The organism is Rheinheimera metallidurans, assembly GCF_036983985.1.
GTDB classification, from domain to species: Bacteria; Pseudomonadota; Gammaproteobacteria; order Enterobacterales; family Alteromonadaceae; genus Alishewanella; species Alishewanella metallidurans.
Genome location: NZ_JALAHQ010000003.1, coordinates 413,195 through 428,274 on the forward strand (window position 1 = coordinate 413,195; position 15,080 = coordinate 428,274).

15 protein-coding genes are annotated in these 15,080 nt (G+C 43.6%); 7 read left to right on the forward strand and 8 right to left on the reverse strand.

Translation table 11 applies throughout. The features are described from left to right. Window positions 1-56 precede the first annotated feature (56 nt). From trmL to MN199_RS11035, 4 genes are read right to left on the reverse strand one after another with little or no spacing between them, the layout of a single operon-like run. On the reverse strand, window positions 57-524 hold the full coding sequence (trmL, locus tag MN199_RS11020) for a tRNA (uridine(34)/cytosine(34)/5-carboxymethylaminomethyluridine(34)-2'-O)-methyltransferase TrmL (RefSeq protein ID WP_132584888.1): 468 nt from the start codon (window positions 522-524) through the stop codon (window positions 57-59). Window positions 525-561: 37 nt separating this feature from the next. Next, window positions 562-1,575, reverse strand: coding sequence for an alpha/beta fold hydrolase (locus tag MN199_RS11025; RefSeq protein WP_335739450.1), 1,014 nt, complete (start codon window positions 1,573-1,575; stop codon window positions 562-564). Between the two features lie 22 nt (window positions 1,576-1,597). After that, window positions 1,598-2,962, reverse strand: coding sequence for an ATP-binding protein (locus tag MN199_RS11030; protein WP_335739451.1), 1,365 nt, complete (start codon window positions 2,960-2,962; stop codon window positions 1,598-1,600). Further along, the gene (locus MN199_RS11035) at window positions 2,959-3,654 is read right to left on the reverse strand and encodes a response regulator transcription factor (RefSeq protein ID WP_132584882.1); all 696 of its coding nucleotides are present in this window, start codon (window positions 3,652-3,654) and stop codon (window positions 2,959-2,961) included. Before MN199_RS11035 ends, MN199_RS11030 begins: the two co-directional genes overlap by 4 nt. Window positions 3,655-3,794: 140 nt before the next feature. On the opposite strand from MN199_RS11035, the gene MN199_RS11040 reads away from it, so the two are divergent. Beyond that, window positions 3,795-4,262: a Spy/CpxP family protein refolding chaperone gene (locus MN199_RS11040; RefSeq protein WP_132584880.1), complete on the forward strand. Its 468-nt coding sequence runs from the start codon at window positions 3,795-3,797 to the stop codon at window positions 4,260-4,262. A gap of 34 nt (window positions 4,263-4,296) precedes the next feature. Here MN199_RS11040 and glnG read toward each other — a convergent pair whose 3' ends face one another. The 4 genes from glnG to glnA all read right to left on the reverse strand — a co-directional run bounded on the left by glnG (window position 4,297) and on the right by glnA (window position 8,917). After that, the gene (glnG, locus tag MN199_RS11045; RefSeq protein ID WP_335739452.1) at window positions 4,297-5,712 is read right to left on the reverse strand and encodes a nitrogen regulation protein NR(I); all 1,416 of its coding nucleotides are present in this window, start codon (window positions 5,710-5,712) and stop codon (window positions 4,297-4,299) included. 4 nt (window positions 5,713-5,716) lie between these two features. Continuing rightward, the gene (gene glnL / locus MN199_RS11050; protein WP_335739453.1) at window positions 5,717-6,793 is read right to left on the reverse strand and encodes a nitrogen regulation protein NR(II); all 1,077 of its coding nucleotides are present in this window, start codon (window positions 6,791-6,793) and stop codon (window positions 5,717-5,719) included. 78 nt (window positions 6,794-6,871) lie between these two features. Next, the gene (locus MN199_RS11055; protein ID WP_335739454.1) at window positions 6,872-7,390 is read right to left on the reverse strand and encodes a DUF4124 domain-containing protein; all 519 of its coding nucleotides are present in this window, start codon (window positions 7,388-7,390) and stop codon (window positions 6,872-6,874) included. 117 nt (window positions 7,391-7,507) lie between these two features. Continuing rightward, window positions 7,508-8,917, reverse strand: a complete 1,410-nt coding sequence (glnA, locus tag MN199_RS11060) for a glutamate--ammonia ligase (RefSeq protein ID WP_132584872.1) — start codon at window positions 8,915-8,917, stop codon at window positions 7,508-7,510. A 341-nt stretch (window positions 8,918-9,258) separates the two neighbouring features. On the opposite strand from glnA, the gene typA reads away from it, so the two are divergent. The 6 genes from typA (at window position 9,259) to MN199_RS11090 (ending at window position 15,040) form a co-directional block, all read left to right on the forward strand. Continuing rightward, the gene (gene typA, locus MN199_RS11065; protein ID WP_132584870.1) at window positions 9,259-11,097 is read left to right on the forward strand and encodes a translational GTPase TypA; all 1,839 of its coding nucleotides are present in this window, start codon (window positions 9,259-9,261) and stop codon (window positions 11,095-11,097) included. 130 nt (window positions 11,098-11,227) lie between these two features. Then, a complete protein-coding gene (locus MN199_RS11070; protein WP_335739455.1) occupies window positions 11,228-12,139 on the forward strand; it encodes a virulence factor BrkB family protein in 912 nt (303 codons plus the stop codon). 2 nt (window positions 12,140-12,141) lie between these two features. Continuing rightward, entirely contained in the window at window positions 12,142-12,579 is a 438-nt protein-coding gene (dtd, locus tag MN199_RS11075; RefSeq protein ID WP_335739456.1) for a D-aminoacyl-tRNA deacylase, read from the forward strand. 18 nt (window positions 12,580-12,597) lie between these two features. Then, window positions 12,598-13,509 (forward strand): bifunctional GNAT family N-acetyltransferase/hotdog fold thioesterase, encoded by a 912-nt coding sequence (locus MN199_RS11080; protein ID WP_335739457.1) that lies wholly within the window; start codon window positions 12,598-12,600, stop codon window positions 13,507-13,509. After that, window positions 13,506-14,312, forward strand: coding sequence for an NAD(P)H-binding protein (locus MN199_RS11085; RefSeq protein WP_132584862.1), 807 nt, complete (start codon window positions 13,506-13,508; stop codon window positions 14,310-14,312). Before MN199_RS11080 ends, MN199_RS11085 begins: the two co-directional genes overlap by 4 nt. A gap of 110 nt (window positions 14,313-14,422) precedes the next feature. Beyond that, window positions 14,423-15,040, forward strand: coding sequence for a restriction endonuclease (locus MN199_RS11090; RefSeq protein ID WP_335739458.1), 618 nt, complete (start codon window positions 14,423-14,425; stop codon window positions 15,038-15,040). Window positions 15,041-15,080 lie beyond the last annotated feature (40 nt).

Sequence of the window (15,080 nt, forward strand, 5' to 3'; positions counted from 1 at the left end):
CAGGGTTAAATATAGTGGTAAGACAATCCTTTGTACAAACTATACACTATATAAAACTAGGTTCTTGCCCCAGTGTAATCTAATTGACGCCAAGATTCATAGACAAAAACGGCTACGGCATTAGATAAATTCATCGAGCGGCTGTTAGCGGTCATTGGAATACGTAACCAGTGCTCTGTGGGTAGCTGTTGCAGCACCTCCAGGGGTAAACCTCGGCTTTCTGGACCAAAGATAAGTGCATCACCGGCCATGTAAGTGGCATCAGAATGTTTAGTATGGCCTTTGGTGGTGCAAGCAAACATGCGAATTGGCGCTATGGTATTAACAAATGCGGCAAAATTAACATGGCGCTGCACCTGAGCGAACTCATGGTAATCTAATCCAGCTCGCTTAATGCGCTTGTCATCCCAGGCAAAGCCTAACGGCTCGATTAAATGCAGCATATAGCCGGTGTTAGCACAAAGTCGAATTATGTTGCCAGTGTTAGGCGGTATTTCAGGTTCAAATAGCACGACGTGTAGCATAAAAGCTCCGTTTAATTTCGGACACTAGTGTAACAAATTAGCGTATTGACGGCAGCTGCGCTAAGAAAGTATTAATGGCAGTAATGGCTTTTTGTCGAATATGATCCTGCTCGATGAAAATTTCATGTTTAGCCATGGCTAAGATAACTTTTTGATGTAACACAGCAGATGGTAGTTGTTGATACCAAGCATTTTGCGCATTGTTGCTAACAACTTTATCAGCACCCGCTTGCAGCAGTAAGGTGGGAGTATGCCATTTGGCTGCATCTTGCTGTATTTGGTTCATAGCAACAATTGCCGCATCGATCCACACGCTGGTTACACCGCCAAGTTGGCTTTGCGGTTGCTCTTGATACCGCTGCAATACCCACTGATAACGCTGTTGGCAACTGGTCAGCGGGTTATGCCGAAAAGCTTTTTCTTGATAGTTACCTTGAGCTAAAAAATACCAAGGTGTTTTACTAAAGGCGCGATTAAGTGCACTAAAGGTACGAGTAATGGTTGTAGCAATGCCAGTAGGAACTAACCCCGTATATATACCAAACATGGGCGACGCTAAGATGGCGGCTTGAAACGGGTGTGGCTGTTGTAGATAGCTAGCCAAAATAGCACAACCCATTGAGTGGCCTAGCGCAATATGGCGTTGATGTTGACTTGGCAGCACAATCTGTTGCACAAACTGCGCAAAATCTTGTTGATATAACTCGAAGTTAGCAACATAGCCCTTGTGCGGGTTGCTAAGCTCGCGCTGTGATAGACCTTGGCCGCGATGATCCAGTAAAAATACGCTATAGCCAGCTTGGGTTAACTCAAAGCATAATTCAGCATATTTTAACGCCATTTCCATCCGGCCGCTGCTAATAACAATAGCGTTCTGGGCATTGGGTACTAAATGATAATAGTAACGTAGCTGCAAATTGTCGGCGCTGGTTAGCACACCGCTTTGCATTTTTTGCCAAAACGGCTTTAACTGATTTAACCAACCATCACTAATCTCACGGGCAGAAAAAAGTGGCCGTATGCTTGGATATGCTATAGCTGTAGTGTTCAAGTCAGCGCCTGTTTTATTAAAATTAGTTAGCCGGTAATGTTAGGCTAATACAAAGCCCGCCAACGCTAGCGTTTGTTGCTGTGGTTTGCCCACCATGCTGGCGAATCACCTGAGTAACTATAGCTAAACCTAGCCCAGTGCCACCAGTGGTTGCTGTACGACTATTTGACACACGATAAAAGGGTTCAAAAATTGCCTCTAATTGGCTTTCGGCAATGCCGGGCCCTTGATCACAAATAGTGATTAATAGCTGCTGAGCGTGTTGCTGTAACATACAGCTAATATTGCTTTGCGCTGGGCTATATTTTATGGCGTTGCGTAGCACATTTTCAATGGCGCGAGCTAATAGGCGACTGTCAGCATTAATTAGTAGTTGTTGTGGTGCAACTAGCTCAATTGTTTGCTGCTTAGCGTCGGCTTCTACTTGGTTAACATCAATAATCTCTGCAAGCAGCTCGGTTAGATCAAACTGTTGCTTTTCTAGTTGGTACTGGCCAGCGTCTAATTTACTGTAGGTTAGTAGTTCGTCCAGCATAATATCAAGCCGGTCTAATTCTTGTTTTAATCTAGGTATTTGTTCAAGGTTTTGTTGCCGCTCGGTTAAGCCTAATGCCAGCTGGGCTCGTGCTAATGGTGAGCGCAACTCGTGTGAAATATCACGCAATAAGCGTTGTTGATTAGTAAGGAGGGTACTAATGCGCTCAGCCATAGTATTAAAACTATGCCCGAGTTGGCCAAGTTCATCTTTACGTTTATTTAAGTTGGTAACACGGCTATTTAAAGCACCGTCAGCAAACTGTAAGTTACGTTGCAGCAGCTCTCGTAATGGTCGTGAAATAGATATGGCTAAAATAAAGCTGGCAATAGCAGAAATAAGTAAGGTTAACATCAGTAATACATGTTGTGGCATTTCGCTCAGTTGCCACCAAGGCTGCGGTGACCGCTCACGCTTTTGATATAGTGCAACGGTATCTTGGCCCACTTTTAAGATAAAAGGGCCAGCTAGCGAGGTATTATGGTGCTTTAGCCAACGAGGTAATGACAGTTGCGATAGCTCGGTTAACCAGTGCTGGTCAAAGTCACGCGGCAATAATTCCGGGGTTAATACGGTATTGCTGTCGGCATTGACTAATAGCCAGCGATTAGGCCTACGTTCTTGTAAACGCTGCTGTAATTCGGCACTGTTTTGGCTGTCGGCAAAGGGTTGAATTTGTTGCTGTAGTTGTTGAATAACTCCTTGCGGTAAGCGGCGAATTTCAGTTTTTTCAATTACCGCACGCGATAGTGCCAGCGTACCAAACACGGCAGTGATTAATACCAACCAAAACCAGAGAAAAATTCGACCGGCTAAATAGTTAAATGGGTTAAGCCTGCCTAACCAATTCATGCATCCCCCTTTAGAAATAAATAACCGCTGCCGCGCAGTGTTTGTATTTTTTCATCGGGACAAAACGGCGCTACTTTTTTGCGAATATTGCTAATGTGCATATCTAAACTGCGATCATACATTTGTAGGCGCTTACCTAGCACCTCGCGGCTAAGCTCATCTTTAGTTACAACCTCGCCGGCGCGGCGCATTAATAACTCGAGTAGCTGAAACTCGGTTGCCGTTAGGTTGATCTGTTGCTCGTTGTAACTTAGCTGACGGTTTTGTGGGTTTATCATCAAGCCGTTAACAGTAATAGGACTATTTTGTTCGGTTACTGGCGCCCGAGTTAGCTCTACTCGGCGCAGTATGGCTTTTATCCGCGCCACTAATTCGCGTGGGTTAAATGGTTTTGCTAGATAATCATCAGCGCCTAGCTCTAAGCCGACTATACGATCAACCTCGTCGCCGCGTGCGGTTAGCATTAACACTGGGCAATATTGGCCTGAGCGTAGTGCTTTAAGTACCGACAACCCATCTAAACTGGGTAGCATAATATCCAACAATATCAGCTCGAACTCACCGGTTTTCGCTAAATCTAAGCCCTGCTGGCCATCGTGAGCGGCTGTAAACTGGTAGCCATCTAGCGCTAGATACTCTGCAACTAGCTCACATAAACCAACGTCGTCATCAATCATTAGAATTGCAGGCATAACCACTCCTTACTATTTAAAGCGAGTTTACCTAATGTCTGCGCAGGGCAATATACCTTTACAGAATCTTTACCTCGTCTTTGCTCTGCTTTGCATTTAAACGCTTATATTTATCTCGTCTTATAACAGGAGCGTATCCGATGAAAGTAGCCAAACTTATATTTAGCTTAGGTGTTATTGCTGCAGCAACGAGTTTTTCAACAGCTGTACTTGCTGATAGCAACGGCCATAACGGCCATCACCATAAAGGCACACGTCATTCACAAGCTATGCCGATGCAGCGCATGCTAGGTAAGGTAAAGCTTACCGAGGAGCAACGCGAGCAAGTTAAGCAGTTAGTGCAGCAGCATCGCGTTGCGCACAAAGAACAACGTATCGGCAACACTGAACGCAAACAATTACGGGAATTAATAGAGGCGACGCAGTTTGATGCGGTAGCGGTACGCCAGTTATTGGAGCAACAGCAGAGTGCGCGCCTTGAACAGCGCGTAGCAAGGATGGAGCTAAGGCACCAGATCTTGCAAGTGTTAACTGACGAGCAGCGTTTGCAAATGGCGGAACAGAAATCGCATTGGCAACAAAGAAAATCGCAGCGTAAACAGTCTTAAGTTAGTTAAAAGCAGCAAGCTTTGGCTTGCTGCTTTATTTCAGCTCTTTCAGTTTTCGGGTTAAGGTATTTCGTCCCCAGCCTAACAGTCTTGCTGCTTCTTGCTTGTGGCCATGGGTAAATTGCAGCGCTTGCTGCAAGGCAATACGTTCAAACTCCGGTGTTGCACTGGCTAAAATGTTGTCGTCACCAGCCGCTAGTTTATCCGCTATCCATAATGCTAACGTGTGTTGCCAACTGGACGCTTGGTTTGCTGCAGGTATTTGCACTGTTGATGGCGTATTCTTGTTTGACGCAATAAATTCGGGTGGTAAATCAGCTATGGCGATGTTTTTGCCACTGGCCATTACGGTAAGCCAGCGACAGGTGTTTTCTAGCTGGCGCACATTGCCTGGCCACTCTAATTGGGTTAGAAACTGCTCAGCGGCTTGGCTGAGTATTTTAGCTTCTACATTCAGCTCTTTAGCTGCTTGTTGCAAAAAGTGCTGTGCCAGTTTAGCGATATCTTGCTGACGCTCTTTCAGTGGTGGTAAGTGCACTCTAATGACGTTAAGTCGATGAAATAAATCTTCACGAAACTTGTTTTCACTAACCAGCTGTTCAAGGTTTTGGTGGGTAGCAGCAATAATACGCACGTCTACCGTAACGGCTTGATGGCCACCCACTCGGTAAAATTGACCTTCAGCAAGTACTCTAAGCAAACGTGTTTGCACATCTAGTGGCATATCGCCAATTTCATCAAGAAATAACGTACCGCCATTAGCTTGTTCAAAGCGACCTTTACGTAAACTATTGGCACCAGTAAACGCGCCTTTTTCATGGCCGAATAATTCCGACTCTATTAAATCTTTCGGTATAGCGGCCATGTTTAATGCAATAAATGGCGCGGCACTGCGTGGGCTATGTTGGTGTAACGCGCCAGCAACCAGTTCTTTGCCCGTACCCGATTGGCCGTTAATTAATACACTGATACTGGATCGCGCTAAGCGGCCGATAGCGCGAAATACGTCTTGCATTGCCGGAGACTCGCCAATAATTTGGCTAGATAGGGTTTGAATACTAACACTGAGTTTGGGCTGGTTTATTTGAGCGTGCTCAATAGCGCGTTGGATCAGTGCTATGGCGTCGTTAATATCAAAGGGTTTGGGTAAGTATTCAAACGCCCCGCGCTTAAAGGCATTAACTGCGCTGTCGAGATCGGAATGCGCCGTCATAATAATAACGGGTAAATTAGGTGCTAATTGCTGTAATTTGCTTAGCAGCGCCATGCCATCAGTGCCTGGCATACGAATGTCTGATACGACAACCGTTGGTTGCTCGTGCTGCAGTCGTTGCAACATAATATCTGCAGAGGCGAAACTTTCTGAGGCAATTTGTGCTCGGGCTAATGCTTTTTCTAGTACCCAACGAATAGAATTATCGTCATCTACAATCCATACTGTCGGTGCCATTAGCTTAATCCTCAGCCTGCGTAATAGGCAAATATAAGGTAAATTCAGTATGCCCCGGCCAGCTAGCGCAGTCTATCCAGCCGCCATGTTGATGAATAAGGGTTTGCGCAATAGAAAGACCAAGCCCCGTGCCATTAGCGTGGCCACTCACCATCGGGTAAAATAGTGTGTCTTTTATTTCAGCAAGAATGCCTGGGCCGTTATCTATAACTCGAACTAACGCCACGAGTTTATGTCTTTTACCGTGCAAGGTATGTTGTTGCAGCACTCGGCTTTGAATCGATATTGTAGGTTGTGCTGTGTTGCTTAGTGCTTGCTGGGCATTACGTATAATATTAAGTAACGCTTGCTCAAGTAATTCGGCATCAAATGAAAAATCAGGAATGCTCGGATCGTAATCACGATTAAAACGTACATTAGCGGGGTTATCCATTACAGCTAACTGTCGCACTTGTTCTATTACTTGATGCAAATTGTTATTAACGCTGTGTATAACCCGATATGGGCCCAATAAACGATCTACCAAATTTCGCAATCGGTCTGCTTGGCTAATAATGAGTTGGGTATATTCTTTTTGTTCTTCGTTTAACGATTCTTCTAGCAACTGCGCGGCACCGCGTAAGCCGCCAAGCGGATTTTTAATTTCATGGGCGAGACCACGGATTAACTCACGTGCAGCAACGTGCTGATGCTGTTGTAAGTTCTCTAAACTTATTTTACGTTGATGATTAACTTGACGAATTTCAAGTAATAGGTGATTAGTCGGTCGTTCGCTAAGTGATACAACGATATCTAACAGTAAATGCCTACCATCAGCTAATACCGCCTGTATTTCACTAACACCAAAACCTTGTTTATCAGTTAGCGCGCTGTGTAAGCGAGTAGAACTGAGTTCTGTATGTTGGAATAAACTAGGGAATGGTTGATGGTTAAGGCGTTTTTCGCCTAAACCTAGCACTGCACAGCATGCGGTATTAAAATACCGGATCTGCAAGTTAGCATCTAACAGCATAACGGCGGTGGTTAGCTGTTCAGTAATATTAGTGTGTAGTTGCTCTGTCGCGTTATCAAATTGTGTCACTATGTCACCCTTTGCACCAAAGTGGTGCGTAGCGCTAGTAGTGTAATTCAGTTTAGTGTGAAATGCATGAAATACAGTTTAGTTAGCCGATATTGTTGACGTTCTGTGTAAGTAGAATGTTGTAACCGGGCTAGTGGCAATAACTTTACCTTGCTGATCAAACAGTTCCATTTGTAATTTATGTTCGCCGCGCTCAATATCGCGTAATATAAATACCGCATTACTTTGCGGCTCTGCTAGAGGTTGGCCATCTACCAATAACCGCACTCGCAGGCCGCGTTCAAACATCGGACCAATTTTACCGGTTACATAAACAGAGCCAGTGTTGTCACGCACTGTGGCTTGGTCTTCAGGCTGGGCAATATCTACCGTATAGGGTTCTTTGGCTGGAGGTTTACGTGCAGGTAAGGTTGGATCTGTCGCAGCCATGATGTTGGCTCGACTTGATAGGTTAAGCTCTTCAGCACCAGCTTGCGGGCTATCAGAAAACACTAAAACACCATTAGCGTCTTTGGTAACAAAAACCTTTTTATTGTCCTGAGCATATAGCGCGCTGCTTGCTAGCAATAATATTAAAACAAATCCTATTTTATTCATAACTGCGTCCATTTGCATTTTATTATTATTGTTTTATTGGCCGCTACTTTAACGTGTTTTGTATTATTTTTCTACAAAAAAAGCTCACCGTAGTGAGCTTCATATTGAACCAGTAGCTTAAACGCTATAGTAAAGTTCAAACTCTAATGGATGAACAGCTACAGCTACTCTTAGGGCTTCGGCACGTTTGATACCGATGTAAGCATCGATCATTGCATCAGACATAACGCCGCCTTTAGTAAATATTGCGCGGTTTTTATCTAACTCGTTTAGCGCCTCTTCCAATGTACTGGCTACCTTAGGAATATTCGCTGCTTCTTCTGCTGGCAAGTCATATAAATCTTTATCCATGGCATCGCCAGGATGAATTTTATTTTGAATACCGTCTAAGCCTGCCATTAACTGGGCAGCAAAAGCCAGGTATGGGTTAGCCGCTGGATCTGGAAAGCGACATTCAATACGGCGTGCTTTAGCACTAGACACTAACGGAATACGAATAGATGCTGAGCGGTTACGCGCCGAGTACGCTAACATTACCGGCGCTTCGTAGTGAGGCACTAAACGTTTGTATGAGTTAGTTGATGGGTTGGTAAACGCATTTAACGCTTTAGCATGTTTAATTAAACCACCAATGTAGTACAGCGCTAATTCTGACAAGCCAGCATATTTATCACCAGCAAATAAGTTGACGCCGTTTTTAACTAATGATTGATGGCAGTGCATGCCTGAACCGTTATCGCCAACCAGTGGTTTTGGCATAAAGGTAACGGTTTTACCATACAGGTGAGCAACGTTTTGTACTACATACTTTAGCTGCTGAGTTTCATCTGCCTTTTTTGTTAAGCTATTAAATTTAGTAGCAATTTCGTTTTGTCCAGCAGTAGCTACTTCATGATGATGAGCTTCAACTGTTTGCCCCATTTCCTCTAGCACCATACACATAGCGCTGCGAATATCGTGGCTTGAGTCTACTGGTGGCAGCGGAAAATAACCGCCTTTTACGCTTGGACGGTGGCCTTTATTGCCCTCTTCGTAACTCGTGCCTGAGTTCCAAGCCGCTTCAGTGGAGTTAATTTTGAAGAAAGACCCTGACATATTGGTTTCAAAGCGAATGTCGTCAAACATAAAAAACTCTGGCTCTGGGCCGAACAGCGCAGTGTCGGCAATACCGGTCGACTTTAGGTATTCTTCCGAGCGTTTAGCAATAGAACGAGGGTCACGGTCATACCCTTGCATAGTGCTTGGTTCAATAACATCACAGGTAATAATTAATGTGGTTTCTTCAAAAAACGGATCTAACACCGCGGTGCTGGTGTCGGGCATTAAAATCATGTCTGAGTCGTTTATGCCTTTCCAGCCAGCCATTGACGAGCCGTCAAACATTTTCCCGTCTTCAAAAAAGTCTTCATTAATCTGGTTAGCTGGAATGGTAAGGTGCTGCTCTTTACCCTTAGTGTCGGTAAAACGTAAATCTACAAACTTAACTTCATTTTCTTTCATTAAACTCAGTACAGATGATGCAGACATGCATTCCTCCAATTAATTAGTTTTTAGCTACTTACTACAGTCATTTGTTTAATGCTAGTTATATGCCAAACATGTAACCTATTGATAATAAGTGTTATGTTTGAATTTCCAATTAAAGCCCATATTAGTTTGCACTATTTTGGTGCGCCGTTGCTCTTTTTAGGTGCGTATGCACAAGGCTAATAACGATACATTAACGCACTGCTAAAAAATAAATTGCTAAAACTGCTGTTGCAGTTTTTCTTTCTGTATAAAAAAAGAGTAGAATATGCGCCCTTAAGTTTCAGTTAGTTTTGCCTGGTGGTCATTATGGTCATCTAGTGCCACAGAGGATAGTTTACATGAGCGTTACTGCAACAAATTTAGATAAACTGCGCAATATTGCCATTATTGCTCACGTTGACCACGGTAAAACAACCTTGGTTGATAAACTATTACAGCAATCAGGCACTTTTGATGCTCGCGCTAAATTACAAGAGCGCATGATGGACTCTGATGCGCAGGAATCTGAACGTGGTATAACTATCCTAGCGAAAAACACCTCGGTACGCTGGAATGGCTATCACATTAATATTCTTGATACACCGGGCCACGCCGACTTCGGTGGTGAGGTTGAGCGTGTATTATCAATGGCCGACTCAGTATTATTACTGGTTGATGCGGTTGATGGCCCAATGCCGCAGACGCGTTTTGTGACGCAAAAAGCGTTTGCTCATGGTTTAAAGCCAATAGTAGTAGTAAATAAAATTGACCGTCCGGGCGCGCGTCCAGATTGGGTTATTGACCAAGTATTCGATTTATTCGACAACTTAGGTGCTACTGACGAACAGTTAGACTTTCCAATTGTTTACGCATCGGCGTTAAACGGTTGGGCAACCTTAGATTACAACGATAAAAAAGAAAATATCGACGATCTATTCGCCGCTATTGTTAAGCACGTTGCACCACCATCAGTAGAGCTAAACGGCGAAACCCAAATTCAAGTTTCTCAGTTAGATTATTCTAGCTACTTAGGCATTATCGGTATCGGCCGTATTAAGCGTGGTACGTTAAAGCCAAACCAGCAAGTCACTATTCTTAGTGCTGATGGTAAAAAGCGTAATGCTAAAGTTGGCCAAGTATTTGGTTACTTAGGTTTAGAGCGCGTTGAAATTGAAGAAGCCACCGCGGGTGACATTGTTGCCTTTACCGGTTTAGGCGAGCTGAAAATTTCTGACACCATTTGTACTACCACTAAACCTGAAGCGTTACCGCCATTAACCATTGATGAGCCTACGGTAACAATGACGTTTCAAGTTAATACCTCACCTTTTGCTGGTAAAGAAGGTAAGTTTGTTACCTCACGTCAAATTTTAGATCGCTTACAGTCAGAGTTAAAACACAACGTCGCGTTACGAGTTGAAGAAACGGGCGACGGTGATAAATTCCGTGTGTCAGGCCGTGGCGAATTGCATTTAAGCGTATTAATTGAAAGTATGCGTCGTGAAGGTTATGAATTGGCTGTATCGCGTCCAGAAGTAATCATGAAAGTGATCGATGATGTGAAAATGGAGCCAATGGAAAACGTTACCATTGACTGTGAAGAGAAGCATCAGGGTTCAATCATGGAAAAAATGGGTGAGCGTAAAGCGGAAATCACTAACATGCAGCCAGATGGTAAAGGCCGTATTCGTTTAGATTTCATGATGCCAAGCCGTGGTTTAATTGGTTTTAGAACTGACTTTATGACCATCACTTCAGGTACTGGTTTAATGTACCACAGCTTTGATCACTACGGCCCGTATAAAGGCGGCACTATTGGTCAGCGCACTAACGGCGTAATGATTTCAAACGCTATGGGTAAAGCTGCTGGTTATGCCATCTTCTCGTTGCAGGAACGTGGTCGTATGTTTATAGGTCATGCTGAAGAAGTTTATGAAGGCCAAGTTATTGGTATTCATAGCCGTAGCAATGACTTAACAGTTAACTGCTTAAAAGGTAAACAGTTAACTAACGTACGTGCTTCTGGTACTGACGAAGCCATTACTTTAGTACCACCAATTCGTTATACACTGGAGCAAGCGCTTGAGTTTATTGATGATGATGAATTGGTTGAAGTAACGCCTAAGTCTATTCGTTTACGTAAGCGTCATTTAACTGAAAATGACCGTAAACGTGCGAATCGTGGTAACTCAGATTAATTCTGTTAGATAGTGACAAGCCGGCCAATGTGCCGGCTTTTTTATTGTCACAATCTACTGAGGTGCGGATACTGGTTGCCGCGCTGCTTTTCTTGTATCCTCGGATAGTGTTTGTAACAAAGGAAACCTTATGCGCCCTGATTGGCAAGCTAAATTAGAAAACGCGATACGCTTTACCAAACTGTACATTCAGCGTTGTCAGCAAGATCAAATCACTATGATTGGCGGCTATCTTGCCTATATCTCGTTATTGTCGTTGGTGCCATTTATTGCGGTAATGTTTACTATGTTGCGCGCATTCCCAATGTTTAGTGCGTTTCGCCAAAATATTGAAGCCTTTGTTTATGCTAATGTTATTCCATCGCGCGGTGAAGAAATTCAGCAATATATTAGCCAGTTTATTGGTAATACCGGTGGCATGACAGCGGTAGGCGTGTTTGCTTTAGTGATTGTCGCGCTGCTATTAATTAATAACATTGATAAAACGCTGAATAAAATTTGGCGCGTAACCAAACGGCCAAGACCGATTATTTCCTTTTCTATTTATTGGATGATATTAACGCTCGGGCCAATTTTGTTTGGCTCGTCTATTGCGCTGAGTTCATATTTGGTTGGATTAACCCGTTTTGCTGATGACTATACGCCTGGCTTTTCAACATTACTGCTTGGTACCTTGCCATCGTTGATGTCGTTATTAGCATTCTTTATTTTATATCTAGTGGTACCAAATATTAAAGTGAGAGCTCGCCATGCTATTGCTGGCGCACTATTGGCTACGGTTTTATTTGAGCTGTCGAAACGCGGTTTTGCCTTTTATGTGACACACTTTCCATCCTACGACACTATTTATGGTGCGCTGGCGCTGGTGCCTATTTTATTTGTCTGGGTTTATATGTCGTGGTTAGTGGTACTGCTTGGTGCTGAGCTTACCGCATTATTGCAGCAGCTGGCTGCAGATACTGAACGCCCGGATGCCGACGATCCTGATCAAATTACTAGCGATTCAGTAATGGACGAACCACAACATAAAGACGTGGTGTAACAATGAAGGCACTTATACAAAGAGTAAAACAGGCTTCAGTGAACGTAGATAATGTCATTATTGGTAAAATACAGCATGGCTTATTAGTGCTGCTGGGTGTTGAAGCAACCGATAGTGACGCTGAATTAGCTAAACTGGTACACAAGGTTTGTCATTATCGTGTGTTTGCTGATGATAACGGCAAGATGAATTTAAACGTACAGCAGGTGAAAGGCAGCTTATTAGTGGTGTCGCAGTTTACACTCGCTGCTGATACGCAGTCCGGTTTACGCCCCAGTTTTACACCCGCGGCAACGCCAGATAAAGCATGGCAATATTATCAGGATTTTATTACCCGATGCCAAGCTTTGGGTTTAGAGGTGGCTACTGGCCAGTTTGGTGCTGACATGCAAGTCAGCTTGGTTAATGATGGGCCGGTAACATTTTTACTGTCAAACTAACTTTTCGGAATCAGCTCTATGCGCCACTGGCAATTACGTTCGCCCGTCACAGAACAAGAATGGCAAAGTTATTATCATTTGCGCTGGCAAATATTGCGCGCACCATGGCAGCAACCAGTAGGCTCTGAACAAGATCAGCTAGAGCAAGCAGCTTACCATCTAATGCTAGTGAACAATGCCGGTGTTATTGCTGGCGTGGGACGTTTGCATAAAATAGACAGTGAGACAGCTCAAGTCCGTTATATGGCAGTAGCTGATGAGTATCAAGGCAAAGGTGTTGGTAGCCGTATTTTAGCTGGATTAGAAGCGCAAGCGGTGCTGTGGCAGTGTCAGCGCGTGCAGCTAAACGCGAGGGAAACCGCGCTAGCATTTTATAAAAATTATGGTTATAAATTAATTGCGCCAGCACCCGAACAGTTCGGGATAGCGCATTCAGTGATGCATAAATTGGTCTGTTTAACTAACAGTGCACAGCATCAGCTATGGTGCCATCAGCTTAACGATACTTGGCAAAGGACCATTCCACTAAGCCAACATATGCAGCTAACCATAGCTAGTTTTAACGGTAATGAGCTGCGCTGCAATGCGCCTCTAGCGCCTAATATTAATTTACATCACACCATGTTTGCCGGCAGTATTTACGCTTTGGCCACGCTTACCGGTTGGGGCATGTTGTACTTGCAACTGCAAGCACTAGGTTTGCAGGGCGACCAAGTATTAGCTGAAGGCACAATAAAGTACTTTAAACCGGTAGCCGAACTGCCGCAGGCGCGTTGTGTATTACAAAACTGCATTGGTGATCTTAACCCGTTGTCTGAAGGACAAAAAGTGCTGCAGAAAATTAAGGTGGCTATTTATTCAGCTGATAAGCTCGCTGCTGAGTTTACTGGCCGCTATGCTGTGTTACCGGTTAAAGGAACGGTAAAGTGAAAATTGTTATTGTTGGTTATGGCTGGTTAGGGCAACAGTTAGCAGTAGCACTGTGTGCTGATGGACATCAATTAGTTGTCACTAGACGAAACGCACAATCGCTGGTTAATTTGCCGGCCGGTGTCAAAGGGCTGGTACTCGATTTAAACCTGCAAGACAATTGCCCTGAAAATGTAGCAGACGCATTTAGTAATGCAGTGGTGATCTGTGCGATAGCGCCGGGGCAGCAGTCGGGCACAAATAGTTATGTTAAGTCACTGCAGCAGCTGAACAGTATTATTACTAAAGCAGGCAGCAAAGCGCTGATCCACTTTAGCTCGACCGGGATTTATCAAGGCTTAGATGGTAATGTTGATGAAAACAGTCTTTTATTAGAATCTTTGCCTAGAGTGCAGTTGCTTGTTGCTGGAGAAAAAGCTTTACAGCAATTTCCGCGCTGTATCACATTACGTTTAGCCGGTTTGATGGGCCCTGGGCGTCATCCTGGCCGTTTTGTTGCCAATAAAACCTTACCCGATCCTAACGGATTAATAAATATGGTTCACGCTGTTGATATTATTGGCGCAGTGCAATCTATTTTACCAACAGAGCATTGGCAATCCGCAATCTATAATCTTAGTTGTCCGGTAAAACTATCACGGCGAGACTTTTATCAGCGTGCTACCGATCTGGCCGGTACGCAAGTTCAGTTTGTGCCAGAAACGTTGTCACAACGTTATGTAAACTCGCAAAAATTTATTACCCAGTATAACTTTCAATATCGCTTTATATCAGCTGGTGACGCATTAGCTTACTGCTTTTGATGCATATCTAACCAATTTTTACCTTTATAAGGTATTTATCAGTTTGTTATTAAGAATTTGTTCTTGTTAGCGCTTAATCTGCACTTCAGCACTTTAGCGTTGAGGGTGTAATGAACAATAAATGGTTGTTGGTGTCGTCTGTTAGTACTGTGTTAGGTATTGCCGCCGGTGCCGTATATTTATTATTTGCTGAGCATTCATTGTTATTAAGTAGCAATAACTGGGTGTTATCCGCATTTTGGTCTGCGTTTATGCTGTGGGTGTTTGTGTTAATGTTTATTGCTGCGTTAGTGTTTAATGTTATGGCATTTTTTGAGTTAGACCAACAACACAAAATAAACGGTTTAGCTTGGCCGTTGCGCCGTTTTTTATCAACGGTAAATAAACAGCAACAGTTTATGCAACATGCGGAAGATTTTCTTTTACAACAGGGCAAGTTATTTTCGTCTGCTAAAGTAAGCACTGAATATAAATGCTTACAAGGTAACGGGACTGAGAAGTTAGTGTATTTCCAGCATCAAGAGCAATTGGTAGACATTAATCATATTAGAGCCTTGTTTCAGCAGATGCTTGCGGCTGATATCAAAATGGGTATAGCAGTAAGCTACTTGGGCTTTAGTAACCAGGCCCGAATTTTTGCACGCGAAGCAAATATTGAATTGTTAGATGTAAAGCGTTTAAAAAAGCAGCAAAAGCAGGATAAAGCCCAACAATTTGCGCTAGTTTAGTATTGATATCACTTTTTCATCGGGTTTTTTTTCGCATCTT